Annotated in this window: 12 protein-coding genes; 2 read left to right on the top strand and 10 right to left on the bottom strand. The window is 62.8% G+C overall.

The annotated features are described in order from the left end of the window. Nucleotides 1-27: 27 nt before the first annotated feature. The 8 genes from KBC96_06465 to KBC96_06430 form a co-directional block, all read right to left on the bottom strand. Nucleotides 28-714, bottom strand: a complete 687-nt coding sequence (locus tag KBC96_06465; protein MBP6964032.1) for a rhomboid family intramembrane serine protease — start codon at nt 712-714, stop codon at nt 28-30. A 118-nt stretch (nt 715-832) separates the two neighbouring features. Continuing rightward, complete coding sequence (locus tag KBC96_06460; protein MBP6964031.1) at nt 833-1,204, bottom strand: hypothetical protein; 372 nt, start codon at nt 1,202-1,204, stop codon at nt 833-835. A gap of 174 nt (nt 1,205-1,378) precedes the next feature. Beyond that, on the bottom strand, nt 1,379-2,431 hold the full coding sequence (locus tag KBC96_06455) for a deoxyguanosinetriphosphate triphosphohydrolase (GenBank protein ID MBP6964030.1): 1,053 nt from the start codon (nt 2,429-2,431) through the stop codon (nt 1,379-1,381). 40 nt (nt 2,432-2,471) lie between these two features. Beyond that, nucleotides 2,472-3,002, bottom strand: coding sequence for a signal peptidase I (gene lepB / locus KBC96_06450; protein MBP6964029.1), 531 nt, complete (start codon nt 3,000-3,002; stop codon nt 2,472-2,474). Nucleotides 3,003-3,076: 74 nt separating this feature from the next. Continuing rightward, complete coding sequence (sigH, locus tag KBC96_06445) at nt 3,077-3,715, bottom strand: RNA polymerase sporulation sigma factor SigH (protein ID MBP6964028.1); 639 nt, start codon at nt 3,713-3,715, stop codon at nt 3,077-3,079. Between the two features lie 44 nt (nt 3,716-3,759). Beyond that, nucleotides 3,760-4,122, bottom strand: coding sequence for a hypothetical protein (locus KBC96_06440; protein MBP6964027.1), 363 nt, complete (start codon nt 4,120-4,122; stop codon nt 3,760-3,762). Nucleotides 4,123-4,291: 169 nt separating this feature from the next. Further along, the gene (locus KBC96_06435) at nt 4,292-8,386 is read right to left on the bottom strand and encodes a hypothetical protein (protein ID MBP6964026.1); all 4,095 of its coding nucleotides are present in this window, start codon (nt 8,384-8,386) and stop codon (nt 4,292-4,294) included. A 352-nt stretch (nt 8,387-8,738) separates the two neighbouring features. After that, on the bottom strand, nt 8,739-9,443 hold the full coding sequence (locus tag KBC96_06430) for a PEP-CTERM sorting domain-containing protein (GenBank protein ID MBP6964025.1): 705 nt from the start codon (nt 9,441-9,443) through the stop codon (nt 8,739-8,741). A gap of 628 nt (nt 9,444-10,071) precedes the next feature. On the opposite strand from KBC96_06430, the gene amrB reads away from it, so the two are divergent. Continuing rightward, on the top strand, nt 10,072-10,953 hold the full coding sequence (amrB, locus tag KBC96_06425) for an AmmeMemoRadiSam system protein B (GenBank protein MBP6964024.1): 882 nt from the start codon (nt 10,072-10,074) through the stop codon (nt 10,951-10,953). A gap of 22 nt (nt 10,954-10,975) precedes the next feature. Then, entirely contained in the window at nt 10,976-11,473 is a 498-nt protein-coding gene (locus KBC96_06420) for a CvpA family protein (GenBank protein MBP6964023.1), read from the top strand. A gap of 35 nt (nt 11,474-11,508) precedes the next feature. On the opposite strand, the gene KBC96_06415 is transcribed toward KBC96_06420, so the two are convergent. Both KBC96_06415 and KBC96_06410 read right to left on the bottom strand, forming a co-directional pair. Next, nucleotides 11,509-13,521, bottom strand: a complete 2,013-nt coding sequence (locus tag KBC96_06415; GenBank protein MBP6964022.1) for a tetratricopeptide repeat protein — start codon at nt 13,519-13,521, stop codon at nt 11,509-11,511. Next, a partial coding sequence (locus KBC96_06410; GenBank protein MBP6964021.1) for a tetratricopeptide repeat protein occupies nt 13,518-15,457 on the bottom strand: 1,940 nt, incomplete at its 5' end. The genes KBC96_06410 and KBC96_06415, both read right to left, overlap by 4 nt.

Raw genomic sequence — 15,457 nt, 5'->3', positions numbered from 1 at the left:
ACCTCCGCCGGTAACGCGCTGCGCCTGTCAGTAGCCGATCCGGCGCCCGTTGAGCAGCCGCTTGCCGCCCAGGATGTATATCATGCCTATGCCCGAGAGGAATCCGCCGACGTGCGCCGCGTATGCGACGCCACCTTCACCGGTCGTACCGATGCTGAACACGATGGAGTTGATCACCTGCAGAATGATCCACATTCCGAGAACGACCGAGGCTGGGAGCGCGATGACCTGAATGAAGACGAAGAAGACGACGCTGATGATGCGAGCACGCGGGAAGAGAATCAGATAGGCCCCGAGGACGCCGCCGATCGCTCCGCTCGCACCGACCATCGGAATCTCGGAGCCGGGACTCTGCGCGACCTGGGCCAGGGCGGCGGCAAGACCGGCTATCAGATAGAATGCCAGAAATCTGAAGTGCCCGAGGATGTCCTCAATGTTGTTCCCGAATATCCAGAGATAGAGCATGTTTCCGCCGATGTGCAGAAGGTTGGCGTGCATGAACATCGAGCTGAATATGGTCATCCAGGCAGGAACCGGCGTCGGAGGGCCGATATCTCGCCCCGTAACAAGCTCGTAGGGGATCAGTTCGAAACCCGCAAGCGGCCCGGGATGGGCAACACCGTTGTAGAGGAAGAGAAACACGTTGACGGCAATCAGCGCGTAGACCACATACGGGATTCTTTGCGTCGGATTCTCGTCTCTAAGGGGAATCAACGTCTCGCTCCGCCCACTCGAACTGCCGGCATTCTATCACAACTGCTTGCGGGTGTAAACGCACCAAGGCCCGGGAGCGAGTCCCGGGCCTTGGGTCACAGGTGCGCGCGGATTCAGATCACTTCACGCTGGAATCCTCTTCCGGCACAATCGCGCGGTCGTATTCCATGAAGTCGGCCAGCTTGCCGAGAGCGAGGTCTTCCTCGAGGGCGAAGTGGAAGTCTATGGCCTCGTGGACGTCAATCTCGCCCATGGACAGGAATCTGCTGTGCTCGACGGGCGTGATCTCGCAGGGTACATCCCTCAGTATGCCGTCTTCCCAGTCCTGCTGTTTGACGAACTGCTCGCCGAGCTTCTTGCATCTGGAGCAGCGGTACTTGACGTACACGAAACTAGGACCGACAAGCCGCAGATAGTATCCGGTCTGCGTGACGTCCTTGGACACAACTCTCTGACCGCAGTTGCATCTGATCATGGGCTTAACGTTCATGGCGTCCACCTCCAATATAGATTTGAAACGCATTGAAAGGCGGGGTGTCCGCGACTTTCCGCATGCGGCACATCAATGTCGCGCGTCCAGTCCTATTATATCACAGCAACACGCTTCTGCAAATGGCCTCTCGATGCTTTTTGCGGGTGCGCGGCCCACCGCTTGAACTGCATCTCAGTACTCCGAGCGCGGCTCCGGCACGAAGTAGTCGAGGTAGCGCATTTCGGCATAGCGATCGGTCATGCCGGCGATAAAGTCGCGAGCAACGCGGGCCCGGCCGTCGGCATCGCCGAGTTCGTCCGCCCTCCAGCCAGGCAGCAGTTCCGGGTGGGAGACGTAGTGCCGGAACAACTCCTTGACGAGCCGCTCGGCCTTGGCCAACTCGGCCGCCTGACGGCTGTCGAGAGCATACACCCTTTCGAACAGGAAGTCCTTCAGCCGGTCCATCGCCTCGGAGACGCGAGGACTCATGCAGAGTTCGGGCTTGTCCATGCTGTTGCCGATGATGTCGGCGACCATGGCGGAGATGCGCTCAGAATGCCGGTTTCCGAGGACCGCTACACAGTCGGCCGGCAGGTCTTCCTCCCGGAGCACTCCCGCGCGGACCGAGTCGTCTATGTCATGATTGATGTACGCGATCCGGTCCGAGATTCGCACGACTTTGCCCTCCAGAGTCTCGTTGCCGTCCGAACCGTCAAGCCCGATATCGCCGCTACCCTTCGAATGGTGCAGAACTCCGTTGCGCACCTCCCAAGTGAGGTTGAGGCCCTGGCCGTCCCGCTCAATGAAGTCCACGACCCGAAGGCTCTGCTCGCTGTGGCTGAAGGAACTGCCCGGGAGATACTCCCGGCATACCTGATCGAGCGCCCGCTCCCCCGCATGGCCGAAGGGAGTGTGGCCGAGATCGTGACCCAGGGCGACCGCCTCGGTAAGGTCCTCGTTGAGCCTCAGCGCGCGAGAGATCGTGCGGGCTATCTGGGCAACCTCGAGGGTGTGTGTCAGACGCGTGCGATAGTGGTCCTCGTCCGGGTCTATGAAGACCTGGGTCTTGTGCTTGAGGCGTCTGAAGGCCTTCGAGTGGACGATGCGGTCGCGATCGCGCTGGAACTCGGTGCGGATGGGGCACTTGTCCTCCGGCTGACGCCTTCCTCGCGAATCGGCGCTGAGGGCGGCGCGCCCGGAGAGGATGCGCCGTTCGAGATCTTCCTGCTGCTGACGAACTCCCATGCTGGTCATGCGCGCGTCCCGGAACAGCCTGTGGAGACAGTCATCTTGCGGACGAGCCGAACACGCCCATCCTGGCAACCGGCCAGTACCGCAGCCACGCCTTGGCCTGGATGTTCTTGACCGGCAGATCGCCCCAGAACCTGCTGTCGTTGCTGACGTCGCGGTTATCTCCGAGCACGAAGACGTTACCCTCGGGCACCCTCTGCGGGGGGAAGTCCCCGTGGGCGGCCTTGCGAACATAGGGCTCCGCGAGCGCTTCCCCGTTGACGAACACCGTCCCCTGGCGTATCTCCACGGTTTCGCCGGGGAGGGCGACAATTCGCTTGATGAAGACTTTCTTCGGCTCGGGCGGGAACCGGAACACGACCACATCGCCCCGTCCGGGGTCTCCGAAACGATAGACGAACTTGTTGCCGATGAGCCGCTCCCCGGTGCGAAGGTTCGGCTCCATGCAGCTGCCGAATACTCTGAACCCCTGGATGACGAAGGTGATCAGAAAGGCGAAGACCACGACGGTCATGAGCCCGGTCTCCAGGATCTCGCGAAGGATGCGGCGGTAGTTGTTGAGCAATGCGGTCGGCTCCTGTGGATACCCGTATGCAGAGCGGCCAGGCGCATCGGTGAAATCCGAGCGAGGACGCCTGCCTACACGTCGAGCATGTCGAAGGTCGTGTTGGATACCTTGCGCTTGATGCGGGCCAGCGCGTTGTCCACCGACTTGGTCTTGCACTGGAGATCGGTAGCGATCTCGCGGTAAGACTTGCCGACCTTGTAGCCGGAGAGCACGCGCCACTCGAAGTCGCTCAGCACCTGCTGGAGCATGCCCTGAAGAAGATCCGAGTCTTCCCGCCTGAGCAACAGTTCCTCAGGGTCAACCGTCTCCTCCGAGGTCAATATGTCAGCCAGAGTCCATTCCGAGCAGGAGTCGTCCGGCGGAGATTCGAGCGACAGCGAGGTATTCAGCGGAATCTGCTTCTGGCGGGTGGCGGTCTTTATGGCAGTGATAATGTGGCGCTGAATGCATATCCGGGCGAAGGCGGGGAACGATATCGCCTTGTCCGCGCGGTAGTCCACTATCGCCTGCCAGAGGCCGATCATGCCGACCTGGAGCAGGTCTTCCTTTTCCGCGCCGACAAGGAAGTAGGAGCGGACTTTGTTTCGAACCAGGTTTCGATACTTGTAGAGCAGGTGCTCGGCGGCGTCTTCGGCCCCTCTCTGAGCGCATCTCACGACCTGGGCATCGAGGAGTTCGCGGTATTTCTCATGTCGGACGAACCGAAACATGCTCGTTCCGACGGACGCTGACGGCAGATCTTGCTGTGATTGACTCACCTGACAGCCCCTTCCTCGCCTCTCTCCAACTGTATCACCAGCTTGCTGATGAGCACCGCCATCACGCCTATAGCGAGAGTGGCAGCCGCAGTCAACGCAATGGGGGTATCCGTGACAGTCCGGTCGCCGTATCTGATTCTAAGCCGCTTGACCGGCGCGCCCGAGATGATGCGCTGGGCCTCGTCAACCATCTCCATCCCGATGGCCACTAGATTCGCCTGAACTCCACCCTTCTTTTCCAGAGAGACCAGGGCATTGACGACATCGCCTTCCGCGGAGGACAGCGACTGGGCGGCCTCTGCGTAGCCTACCTTGAAGCGAGCTCGGATGGCATCTATCTTCTCGAGGTCGGACTCCATGAGCGTCACCTCGCACATTATACACGAGCGTTTTCGAATAGGCAATACCGAGAGAGGAGGAATTCCGTGTTTTTCGGGTTCGAGATGAGGGGAATCGGGGCCGCAAAAGATACGGCCCACCCGAAGGTGGGCCGTATCGGTTGTCTACCGTTCTGCGGAGAGTTCCGCGTTACGGAGCTGCGGGGGCCTCAGGAACGATCAGAGCGAGATCCTTCTCGTATGCCTGCAGCCAGTAGCCATGCCACGGCAGCAGAGTGTCCGTGGAGCCCCAGCAGTCAGGTATGCCGACGTCTATCAGGCTCTGTACCTGGTTGTCCCACCAGTAGCCTACGCAGTCTATCCAGCTGTTGGTCAGCACTGCGTCGGTCATACTGTACACCGCGCCGCCGTCATGGACCTTCAGATCGGCCATGTACGTGTTGTGCGCCTTCGGATGTCCGATGATCATCCATCCGGTGTTGCAGACGCCGATCCACTGGTCGAGCGTGCTCGCCTTGCCGCTGTAGCTAACGGCCCACGGACCATCGAGCTGCATCCAGTAGCCGTCGCCCAGCAGAGCGCCGCCGAACGGGCCGTGCGAGCCGACCTCCGTCCAGTAGTCCCAGTTGTAGAGAGAACCGGAGCAGTTCTCCCATCTGTACATCCGCCCGTCAATGTCGAACGGATCCTGGGTCGGGCTGAGAACCATGTACGGCTCCCACGCCTTGGCAGACCACTCGTCGCCGTCGCTGACGGCGGCTGGCGCGGTCGGCAGGCCGACCAGGTTCCAACCGGCTGTCAGGGCGGTGCCCGACGCAGCGGTGACGGTGTTGAAGGTAGTCACCTTGGCCGCGGTGATCGGGGCGAGCGTCGGCACGGCGCCCGTGGTGATGCTGGTGCTAGCACGGACAACGCCGGTCACTTCGACCCAGTCTGTCCAGGGAGCCACGCCTGCAGGCGGGGCTGCCTCGACGCGGACGCCGATGAAGCCCTGAGCGTTGGAATCGCTGACGGGCATATCGGATCTGTTCGCGCCGTCCCACAGGTAGTACCATGCGGGGGTCGCAGCCGGGTCGATCCCGGTCACCATGCCGAGGAAGTGGACCTTCAGGCCGACGTTCAGCGCGCCACGCCCGGTGATGACGCCGGGGGTCGTGCCGCTCGCGGCTCCACCGATCTCCCTCGATCGAATGTCGAAGGCGGCGATGGTGTTGCCGGAACTGAGCGGGATCAGGACCGCCGTCGGAGTGATGACTCTCTCACCATTCTCCGTGCCGAGCGTTCCCAGAACCTGGAGGTTGTCGCCAACCGCCACGTAGGCTGGGTTGCTCTTCACGCGGATGCCGATGCTTCTGTCGGCGGCTTCGATCCAGAGCGACGAGCCGATCTTGGCGGTCACGATACCGCTCACGTTTACGGCAGCGCCGTCATTGGCGGTGCGGACCACACCGAGCGGACCCGGGGCCGCGGGGGCGGCGGCGGTCTGCGTCAGGTCGGCGAGGCTGCGGATGCGGATACAACCGTTGCCGTATCTCGTCCTGCGTCCGCCGGCGCCCTTGACGGTGAACGTCTTGCCAAGGGTAACCGTGCTCGTCCACGTGGTTGCAGCCAGCGAGGTGGGAGTCTCGAGCACGACCTCACAACTGTCGCCGGCGGCGTTTGCCACCGTGAAATACGGAGGGAACGTGTAGGCCGGGTCCTGAGGGTTCGGGTTCGGGAGGCCGTCGGCGTGGATGCCGACAACCGTCGCTCCCGTGATCTCGACGAACTGACCCCACTCATCCTTCGCGCTCGTGGTCATGGGATGATAGATCTGGGCGATAGTCTTGCTCGCCGGAGTACCGGGCAGACCGCCGAGGTTGCCGCGATTCCAGTACGTGCGGTCAACCGCAATCGGAACGGCCGCCATGCCTGACTCGATGTCGGCGTTCTGGATCATCACCCTGCGCTCGTGCCCGCCAGGGGCATCGAGGATGCCGGTTATCATGATGGTCTCGCCGACAGCCGGGCGCTTCCCTATGTAGAGACTGTTGCCCAGGAAGTCCTGCGCGTCCACATCATCCCACGAGAACGGGAAGGGATCCGTCATGGCCGACTTCATGAATACCAGGCCGTTAGCGGGGCTGTTCGCATCGCAGACGTACCACTGGCTGCGCTGCACCAGAGTATCAGTCCTGTTGGCGAGGCCGTTCGCCGCGGTCGGGGCCACGCCCACGGGCTGGGCGAAGCAGACGCCCTGGACGTTGACCTTCGTGCCGTTCATCGTGGCTCTCGCCTCAGCGATGGTGAGAGGCCTCAGGTAGAGGTCGGTCGTGTAGCCCATATACGGAACGCTGATATTGACCGCAGCGGTGCTCCCGAAACCGAGCTTCTCGGCAGTAACCGCGAAGGAGCCCGCGGAGAGGTCAATCTGCGCGTATCCACTGGTGTCGCTCGGAGCCGAGTAGTAGGTGAACGGGCCGACCGCGCGCGGATCGGTAGCGCCGGGGATTCCTCCGCCGACCGCCTTGATCTGCGCTCCGGAGATGTACCAGCTCGTTATCAGGCTGTGCCTGATGTAGGAGTCGAAGTACGGGTCGCCGGTCACCTGGAGCTTGACCTCCTCGGGGTCGGCGTTGCTTCCCATGGCCGCGTCAACCGGGGTAGCCGTCAGGTAGTGCACCGGCTGGCCGAAGCTGGTCGTGCAGCGGGTGCCGACCTTGGCCTTGATGCCGGTCTTCGTCGCGATCGCGGTCTTGCCCGTCGGATCCGAGAGGTCCTGGCTCAGCGTGCACGCGGTGTTCTGCGCGTAGCCGATCGGCCTCAGGTCGAGGGTGCAGCTCGTGATGTCCGCCCAGCCATTCACGTCCATGACCTTGAACGACACGGAGGCCGTGTCAAAGTCGTCGGCCGCGATCGTATTATCCGCTGTCCACACGGCGGTGCCCGGGACTACGACCGGGGCGGGAGTCGCGCCGAGGTAGAAGGCGGTCGTCCGCTTCGGTCCGGCGGTGCTGGCCCCGGCATCGGCGAAGACGGCCCAGTAATACTGCGCCCACGAGGATGTGGACTTGCCGAAGGTGGAGACCAGGTTGCCCACCCGGTCGGCGGTGGCAAGATGGCCCCATGTGATGATCTTGCGAGCGACGCCGTCGCTCTGAGCGGTGGTCGGGTCCACCTTGTAGACCGCCGGCGTGCTCTCATCATAGTTGGTGGTGGTCGTAGCGTCAGCGAGAGCGTTCTGGTCCATGCGCGTCACCCACAGGAAGTCTGTGGCGGCGTCAACCAACTCGACGTCGGTGGCCCTGGAGACGTTGCTGACCCAGTTGTCCTTGATGTAGGTGCCGTTGACGTCGTCGTCAACCCACTTCGTAAGGCCCGAGTTCGGACCCTGAAGGCACGCGGCATAGGAGGTCTTGGTGGAAGGCGACACCCACAGGCCGTACGCATCCCAACCGTCGCCGCCGCCCGTGTTGTAGCAGAGCGTCATGCCGCTGTAGGTCTGATGGTTCGCAGAGACCGACTTGCGGTACGTGCCGGACGCAGAACCGGTGAAGTACAACCAGGTGGTCCCGTCGCCCATAGTGCGGGCGAACATGCCGCGGTAGTTCGTGCCGGTAGTCTGCGACACGAGCGTGCCGGTCGGCGTGAAGCAGTAGATATCCATGCTCGATCGGTCACTCACGTAGACATAGTCGTCGCCGGCCACGACCACGTTCCAGGGCGCGCTGCCCTGCCACGTTACTGTGGAGTCGTCGAACTTGCCGAGATACTGGCCGTCCGGGCCGTACATGAAGATATCCTTCTGGATCTTATGCGTGGCGTAGATACGGCCGTAGTACGGGCTGTTCACGTTGGTGTTCATCGCGATGTCGTAGAAGCCTTCCACATCGCCGACGGTCGGGAGCGGGTTCCAGCCGTGCTCGGTGAACGGCTCCTGGTTGGTGAAGACGCCCACGATGGGCTCCCACTGAGCCTGGTTAGCGGAAGCGGAAACCTCAGCCACATAGTAGCCCTGCGGGGCGTCGCCCGGGATGTCCCTGTCGGCCAGCCAGATGTACCTGTGGAAGCCCTTGGCCTGGCCGGTGAAGGTGACGGTTCGGACCGCCGCGCCCGTGGGAGTGCCGCCCGCATCGGACGGCAGGATCTGAATAGTGACGTCGGCCACGCAGTTGAGCTTGTAGTCAATGAAGGCCGGCACGTACTGCGAGGCCTTGACCTCGTACAGTTCGACCGCCGCCTGCGCGGAGACCGCCAACGCCGTAATCAGCGCGATGAGTAGAATGCCGATTGCAGCTTTGCGCATTTAAGCAAATCCCCCTTTCAGAGAGAGTGATGTCCCCATGCGCCCCAGCAGTGAGAGACACCGCCGGACCGCGTGGAGCGGTGGATGGTCGGCTGCGGGTCTGCGCCGTACGTAGACGGCTCTGCTGGGGGGCGGGACAGAATCGCAGCCCCTGGTTCATTTCAACAGGAAGTGAGGCCTCCTGTGAAGATGTCAAACATGTCCTGCGTCAGATTTCAAGGAACTCGAAGAGTGAACGGCCTCAGACCGACCCGTGCATCAGAGGAAAAAGGCCGCCGAATCCTATGACCCGGCGGCCCGATTGTGCACCAAGAATTCGGTCTTACAACAGCCGTACTTCTCGGATTCTACCTTATCTGCGGCGCCTCGTTGCGAAACCGACGAGACCCATAAGGCCGGCGCCAAGGGCGAGCAGGCTGCTCGGCTCAGGAATGACAGCTTCCTGGACGAACTGCAGCTTGTAACCCTCCAAGATCACGTGGTCGTTATCCTTGACCGAGATCTTGACTGCCGGCAGGTTGACGCTCCAGAACGATGCAGACTGGGCAGCCGCCGGAATGGGGATATCCCAGATGGTACCGTTCGCGGGAGCGCCTTCCACTCCCTTGTTGTCCACCATCACCATGTAGTACTTCACAGGGTAGATGCCGAACGTGGGGGTCGGAAGAGTCGACGCGTTGATCGTGTTCGCCAGGATCCGGATCGTGCTGTCTATGTTGTTGATGTTGCCAGCAACGAACACGTCCCAGACCTTCGGCGGGGCCGGCAGGGTCGGAGCCTGGATGTTCTTCGAGCGCAGTACCGTCTCTCCAGGAAGCCTGGTAAGAGTCTGAATGGTAGTGCCCGGAGTATCAGCACCAACGGAACCGGCTACGGCACCGTCCTGGGCATCGTAGCCGTCCAGGGATGTCGGATACACGCCGACCTGAATCCCCGACGTACCGTTCATCCCAGCGCCGTTATCGGCCTTCAGGGTGATACGCCAGTTGTTTTCCGCAGCCATAGCAGCTGTCGCCAAGAGCAACAGCATCAGGGTGATTGCAAGAACCTTCTTCACTATGTCACCTCCCTTCGTGGCTTCTGAGCGTGGCTAGGATGCGCTCTGGCCGGTGGTTAGGTAAAACTCCACACTGGCCGACCGCATCTAATGGCCCTCGTTTAGAGCATATCCGCCGAGGCGGAAAGCCCGGGACCCATCTGCAACGAGCGGTCCGGTTCTTTCGAACAGGCTCTGACGCGGACCCATTCTGCGGACCCGAGCCTCTCGTCGTAGAAAACGAAAACTATGGGATTGTCAAAGAGAATCGTCGCTATTCCGCTTCCATCTTGGAGTATACCCCCGGGAAGCCGGCCTGTCAAGCCTCTGACGCAAAATCAGGTATTTTTACCAGTCTCGGCTCTCTCTACGCCGTCCGACTCGACAGAGGTTTCTCAGGGTGCAAATGTGACGATTCTGTTACACTCTGAATAGTACACCCAAAACCCGTTTCTGTCAATGCTCTCGACCCAAAACTGGTAGAAATGCCGGGATTCCGGCGCGCGGCGCGTATCGGCGTATTTGACCAAGCCGTCCGACGGGTAAGATGCTGAAGGGCGGCTCGACAGCCCAGGGACCGCGCCGCGAGGCGGATGATTGGAGAATCTCCTCGCCGGTGTGGAAAAACATGGATAAGGGAGAAACGCATATGCGGGACGGTAATGGAGTGACGATTCGCAAGCCGGCGGTCGCAGGGATGTTCTATGAGGCGAACGCGGACGATCTGCGCGCGGAGATCGAGCGCTGTTTTCTCTCGCCGTTCGGTCCCGGGCGGCTTCCGGAGTCTAGCCTCTCAGGCGCGCGAGATATCGTCGGCCTGGTGAGCCCGCACGCCGGGCTGATCTACTCCGGCCCTACCGCCGCGCACGGGTATCTCCGCCTGGCGGAGGACGGCCAGCCGGAGTTGGCAGTCCTGCTCGGCGTCAACCATCGAGGCTACGGAGACCCGGTGTCTGTGGGCATTACGCCAGCCTGGCGCACGCCGCTGGGCGACGTCGAGGTGGATGCGGAGGCCGCGAAGCGCATAGCGGCCCTCTCCGGCTATGCGAGCGAGAACGAGCTTGCTCACCGGATCGAGCACTCGCTCGAGGTACAGGTGCCCTTCCTTCAGTACCTCTACGGCGCGAAGATTCGGATCGTGCCGGTGGTAATGTCCCTATCGGTGCGCGAACCGGTCGCGCTCCACGCGGCGAGAGACATCGGAGCGGCGGCGACGGAGGCGGTCGCGGGACGAAACGCCGTAGTCATCGCGAGCACGGACTTCAGCCACTACGAGAGCCGGGAGTCGGCGGAGGCCAGGGACTCACTGGCGATCGGGCACATCCTGGAAATGGATGAGGAGGGGCTGCTGCGGACGGTGCGTGAGATGGACATCTCGATGTGCGGTGCGGCTCCGACGGCGGCGGGGATAGCCGCGTGCAGACTGATGGGGGCGCAGACGGCCGTGAAGCTGGCGTACGGCACGTCCGGCGACATCAGCGGCGACTACTCTCAGGTGGTCGGATATGCGTCCATCGAGTTCAGGAGATAGGGAGTCAGGCAGGTGATGCGCATTGTTCAACTGGATTGACGTTTCGATCGCGGTCATCTTCATAGGAATCGGGGCGCTTGAAGCGAAGCGCGGCTTCGGGCGGGCGCTTTTCGACACGGCGGCGGCGCTGGTGGCCCTGAGGGCGGCGTTCGAACTGAACCGGCCTCTCGCCCGGGCCGTTCATCTCAGCGCGGACCCGTACATGAATCAGGCGGCTGTGTACGCGATATGCTTCGCGGCGCTCGCCGCGGTCCTGCTGTACCTCGGGAAGCTCCTGTACGACATCACGCTCGTGACCGCCGGCGTCTTCGATCCGGTGCTCGGCGGGATGTGCGGCCTGGCGATCGCGGTGATCGCCTCACACGCGCTCGTTCGGACGATAGCGCTCGGATCGGGCGGCGGCGACGCGGTCCCGGCGGCGATAGGCGCTTCGGTCTTCGGCATCGAACTTCTGCGATTCGACACATACCACCAGGTGCTGGAGTTCCTGTACAACTTCCACAGGGAGCCGGTCGGGTAGAGAGCGAGAACTGCGAGCGGCGGGCGCCAGTCCTTCTAGCGCCCGCCGCCCTTTGCCTCCAAGGCCTCGAGGAACTCCGGGTGAGGCCGCACACCGCAACGCTCGGCAAGCCGGACCTCCTTCCACGCCTCTTCGTATCGGCCGGCTTCGAAGAGGTCAACCGCGAGGTTGTTGTGAGCCTCGCCGAGGTCGGGCCGGAGGCGGACGGCCTCTCGATAGGCCCGCATCGCCTCGTCCGTCCGGCCGAGCGAATCGAGCGCGCTGCCGATGTTGTGATGCGCCACGGCGTAGTCCGGCTTGATGCGAACCACCTCCTCGAACAGGCTCAGGGCCTCCTGGTGCTCACCCCTCTGATTCAGCATAACGCCCAGGTTGAACCTCGCAAGGTAGTGACGCGGATCAAGCCCCACGGCGGTTCGATAGCTGCGGATCGCCCCGTCGGCGTCGGCCAACTCGGCGAGCGAGCGGGCGAGATAGTAGTGGGTGTCGGCGCTGTCGGGCTGAAGAGAGGCGGCCCGACGGAACAACCCCGCCGCATCTTGATAGCGGCCCTCAGCAAAGCGCACGCAACCCAGGTTGTACAGGCTCATCGGATAGACCGGCCTGAAGCGCAGGGCTCTCTCATACTGCTCGGCCGCTTCGTCCAGCCTGCCGAGACGGACCAGCGCGACACCCAGGGCATCATAGGACCGAGCCCTAGGCTTGATCTCGACGGCGGCCCGGGCGTGGCGGATCGCCTCTTCGTACCGGCCCCGATTGATGAGCGCGATGCTCAGGTTCGTCTCGGCAAGCCCGTTCCTCTCCGTGACGGCCAGCGCGCGCTTGAAGAGGGTCTCGCTGTCCTTCCAGTAACCGACCTGCCGCCAAGTTCCAAGAGTGCAGGCGAGGACGACCATGACGGCGAGCGAGGCAAGTATCGGGGCCGTGCGAGGAGCCGGACCGAGTCGGACCGCCGCACCCGCCGCGCCCCACGTGACCGCGAGGAACAGACCGATCAGAGGCAGGTAGGTATACCTGTCCGCCATGGACTGCATGCCCACCTGCACCAAGCCTATGACCGGGAGCAGGGTGAGTATGTACCAGAACCAGCCAACCGCCAAATACGGGCGACTCCCAGCCGCTCTCAACGCGAGCAGGGTGACGGCCGACAGGAAGAGCGCCGACGCGACCACCTGCCAAGCGGGAATCGAATCAAAGGGGTGAGGGTACATCGCCGCCAGTCCCGCGGGCCAGAGCATCTTCAGGACATACGCCGTGTAGGCAACCACCGCATTCGCGCCCCGAACACCGAAGGGGACCACCTCGGCCGCCACCACCGCTCCGCCCGAGGATTGCGCGGCGAACGTCACCACGCACGACGCCGCCGAGAGAATAAGGAAGGGAACCTTCTCCCAGATGAGCCGCCGAGCGGCCTGAAAGTCGACCGCCGACCCAAAACCGAACCGTCCAAGCGGCCAGTAGTCAACGAGCAACAGCACGATGGGAAGCGAGACGAGCATCGGCTTCGCCATCAAGCCGAGAGCGAAAGCGATCAAGGCCCCGACATACGCGGCGCGGCGACCGTGCGCGGCATAGCTTACGTACGCATGCATCGTGAGCAGCCAGAACACGGCGCTCAGAACATCCTTGCGCTCCGCGATCCACGCCACCGATTCGACGTGGAGAGGGTGGACGGCGAACAGGGCGGCCACGAAGGCGCTTCTCCATGCGAAACCGGTCATGCGGAAGACCAGCAGGAACAGCAGAACCGTCGAGATCACGTGCAGGATGAGATTGCCCAGGTGGTGGCCGAGGGGATCAAGCCCGTAAACCTGGCAGTCGAGCATGTGGCTCAACCACGTGAGCGGATGCCAGTTGGCTGAATGGAATGCAGTGAACGCCCACTTGATGCCCGCCGGGGTAAGGCCCGCATTCACCCAACGGTTCGCGGTGACGTAGACGTCATCGTCGAAGCTCAGGAACTCGCTGCCTAGCACCCCCCAGAACGCGGCGAAAGTCAGGAGGATGAGCGCGGCCAATATGAGGATGACGAGCCGCTTGCCGCTCACTTCACCTCCGGCATTTCCTCGGAGAGAGCACGAACGAAACCCGGATGAGGGGTGCCGCCGTGCTCGCGGCAGAGACGGACGTGCTTCCAGGCCTCCGCGTAACGTTCCGTTTCGTAGAGGTCCACGGCGAGGTTGTGATGCGCATCTGCGTAGGCGGGGTTGATCTTGACCGCCGTACGATATGACGCTATTGCGTCGTCGTACCGCTGCCACGAGTCGTAGATCACTCCGAGGTTGAAGTACGCGTCGGCATAGTGCGGGTCCAGGCGGACGGCTTCCTTGTACTGCTGCACCGCCTCGTCGAGCCGGTTCTGACTCGCCAGCGCATAGCCGAGGTAGTAGTGCGCTTCGCGGTTCCCGGGATCCTCGTGCAGAGCCCTCCGATAGCACTGCTCGGCCTCGCCAAACCGCTTCTGCAGTGCAAGCGCCCTGCCCATGTTGACTAGGGCGAAGACTTGGCGAGGATTCGACTGCAGAGCCTTCTCGAGTTGAACGACGGCTTCGTCCGCTTTTCCTGCGTTCACGTAGCTGAAGCCGAGGTTGCCGTATGACGCCGCCGAGAGCGCGGGAATCGGATACGGGACGAGCGAGACCAGCATGACCGCTATCCCGCAGGAGAGCGGCACCACCAGGTCCATTGGACTGTCGTCTCTGATACACCCGACGAGCCGAACGGCGCCGAAGCCGGCGAATACTGCGAGCGCCGGCACCGCGGGCACGCGGAATCGCGAGCTGACGGAGAAGACCAGCAGCGTCGCGAGGCAGGACAGCATATAGAGAAGGACAGCCCACACTCCAATCCGATTCGCCGGCCCGGCGGGAGCGCGACCCGCGAATGCAAAGACGATTCCGGCCGCCGCGAGGCCAATCAGCGCCGAGAACGGCAGGAAGAACAGCTCGAGCGCCGGTACCATGGACCGCTCGAGATAGATGTTGTAGTTGCAGCGCGCTTCCCGATTGTGAAGCGCCCAGAGGAGTTTCTTTGCCGTCAGCAGGGCGTAGTCCGCAGGGTGGCTGACGGCCCACCCAACCGCCTGCCGCGCCCAGTAGCGCGACGCTTCCGAAGCCTTGACCGGCCTACCGAGGGCCTCGGACGCTCTCCTTATCTCGTCGGCCTGTTGTTCGGCTATGGAGCCGGAGAATCCGGGCAAGGCGGAGAAGATTCCGTTCGCCGAGGCATGATTCCCCTGTGCGAGAACCATGCCGCCGTTCGTCGTCAGGAGAACACCATCCCCGCTTGCGACATAGTTTCTGACAGTGACCGGAAGGACGGCAAGCGCGATTCCGAGGATCAGAGGCGTCATGTGCGCCGCCACGCTTCGTCGGAGTTCGCCACTCTTGTGCCACAGGAACAGGAGCCACGCCAAAAGGAGCGCCGCAGTCAGCAGAGCGTTCGGGCGACACACCGCGCTCAGTCCCAGCGTCAGTCCGGCGAAGCCGAAGCGAAGCGGGGCCGGACGGTCGAGCGCCCGCAGAAGAAGCACCAGCGAGATCAGGTTCAGGAAGACGGCGAGGGTCTCCGTGAGCAGTTTGCTCTCGAGGAATACCAGGGGCGCGTAGACGGTCATGAGCGCCATCGCGACAATGCCGGCCGCATGTCCAAACGACCGCCGCGCGAGGGCGTAGACCGCCGCGAGACTCGCCAACCCCAGAATGTGTTGAAGGATGTACACGACCGCTAGCCTGTGCCCCGCGATCTTATAGATCAGCGCGAGGACGTAAGGATACAGGGGCGCCATGTAGAACGGCTTGTCACCGGAACCCTGTCCGGCCGCGATCCGCTGGGCCCAGATGTCATAGTACCGGGAGTCCACGACCGGAAAACCGTAGAAAGGCACGTTCTCCTTGTACTGGATAAGATAGACGACGCGGAGGGCGGCGGCCGCGAGCAGTATCAGCGCGACGGCCAGCAGTTCGCGACGCGCCGCGCCGGCGG

The sequence above is a fragment of the Armatimonadota bacterium genome, assembly GCA_017993055.1.
Taxonomy (GTDB): Bacteria; Armatimonadota; UBA5829; order DTJY01; family DTJY01; genus JAGONM01.
Note: the sequence above shows the minus strand (reverse complement) of the source record. Positions and strands in the feature narration are given on the sequence as shown.

Bases quoted from the DNA above. Each gene is read 5' to 3' on its own strand.
- sigH (MBP6964028.1), bottom strand. From the start codon at position 3,715: ATGTTTCGGTTCGTCCGACATGAGAAATACCGCGAACTCCTCGATGCC.
- KBC96_06460 (MBP6964031.1), bottom strand. From the start codon at position 1,204: ATGAACGTTAAGCCCATGATCAGATGCAACTGCGGTCAGAGAGTTGTG.
- KBC96_06435 (MBP6964026.1), bottom strand. From the start codon at position 8,386: ATGCGCAAAGCTGCAATCGGCATTCTACTCATCGCGCTGATTACGGCG.
- KBC96_06440 (MBP6964027.1), bottom strand. From the start codon at position 4,122: ATGGAGTCCGACCTCGAGAAGATAGATGCCATCCGAGCTCGCTTCAAG.
- KBC96_06455 (MBP6964030.1), bottom strand. From the start codon at position 2,431: ATGGGAGTTCGTCAGCAGCAGGAAGATCTCGAACGGCGCATCCTCTCC.
- amrB (MBP6964024.1), top strand. From the start codon at position 10,072: ATGCGGGACGGTAATGGAGTGACGATTCGCAAGCCGGCGGTCGCAGGG.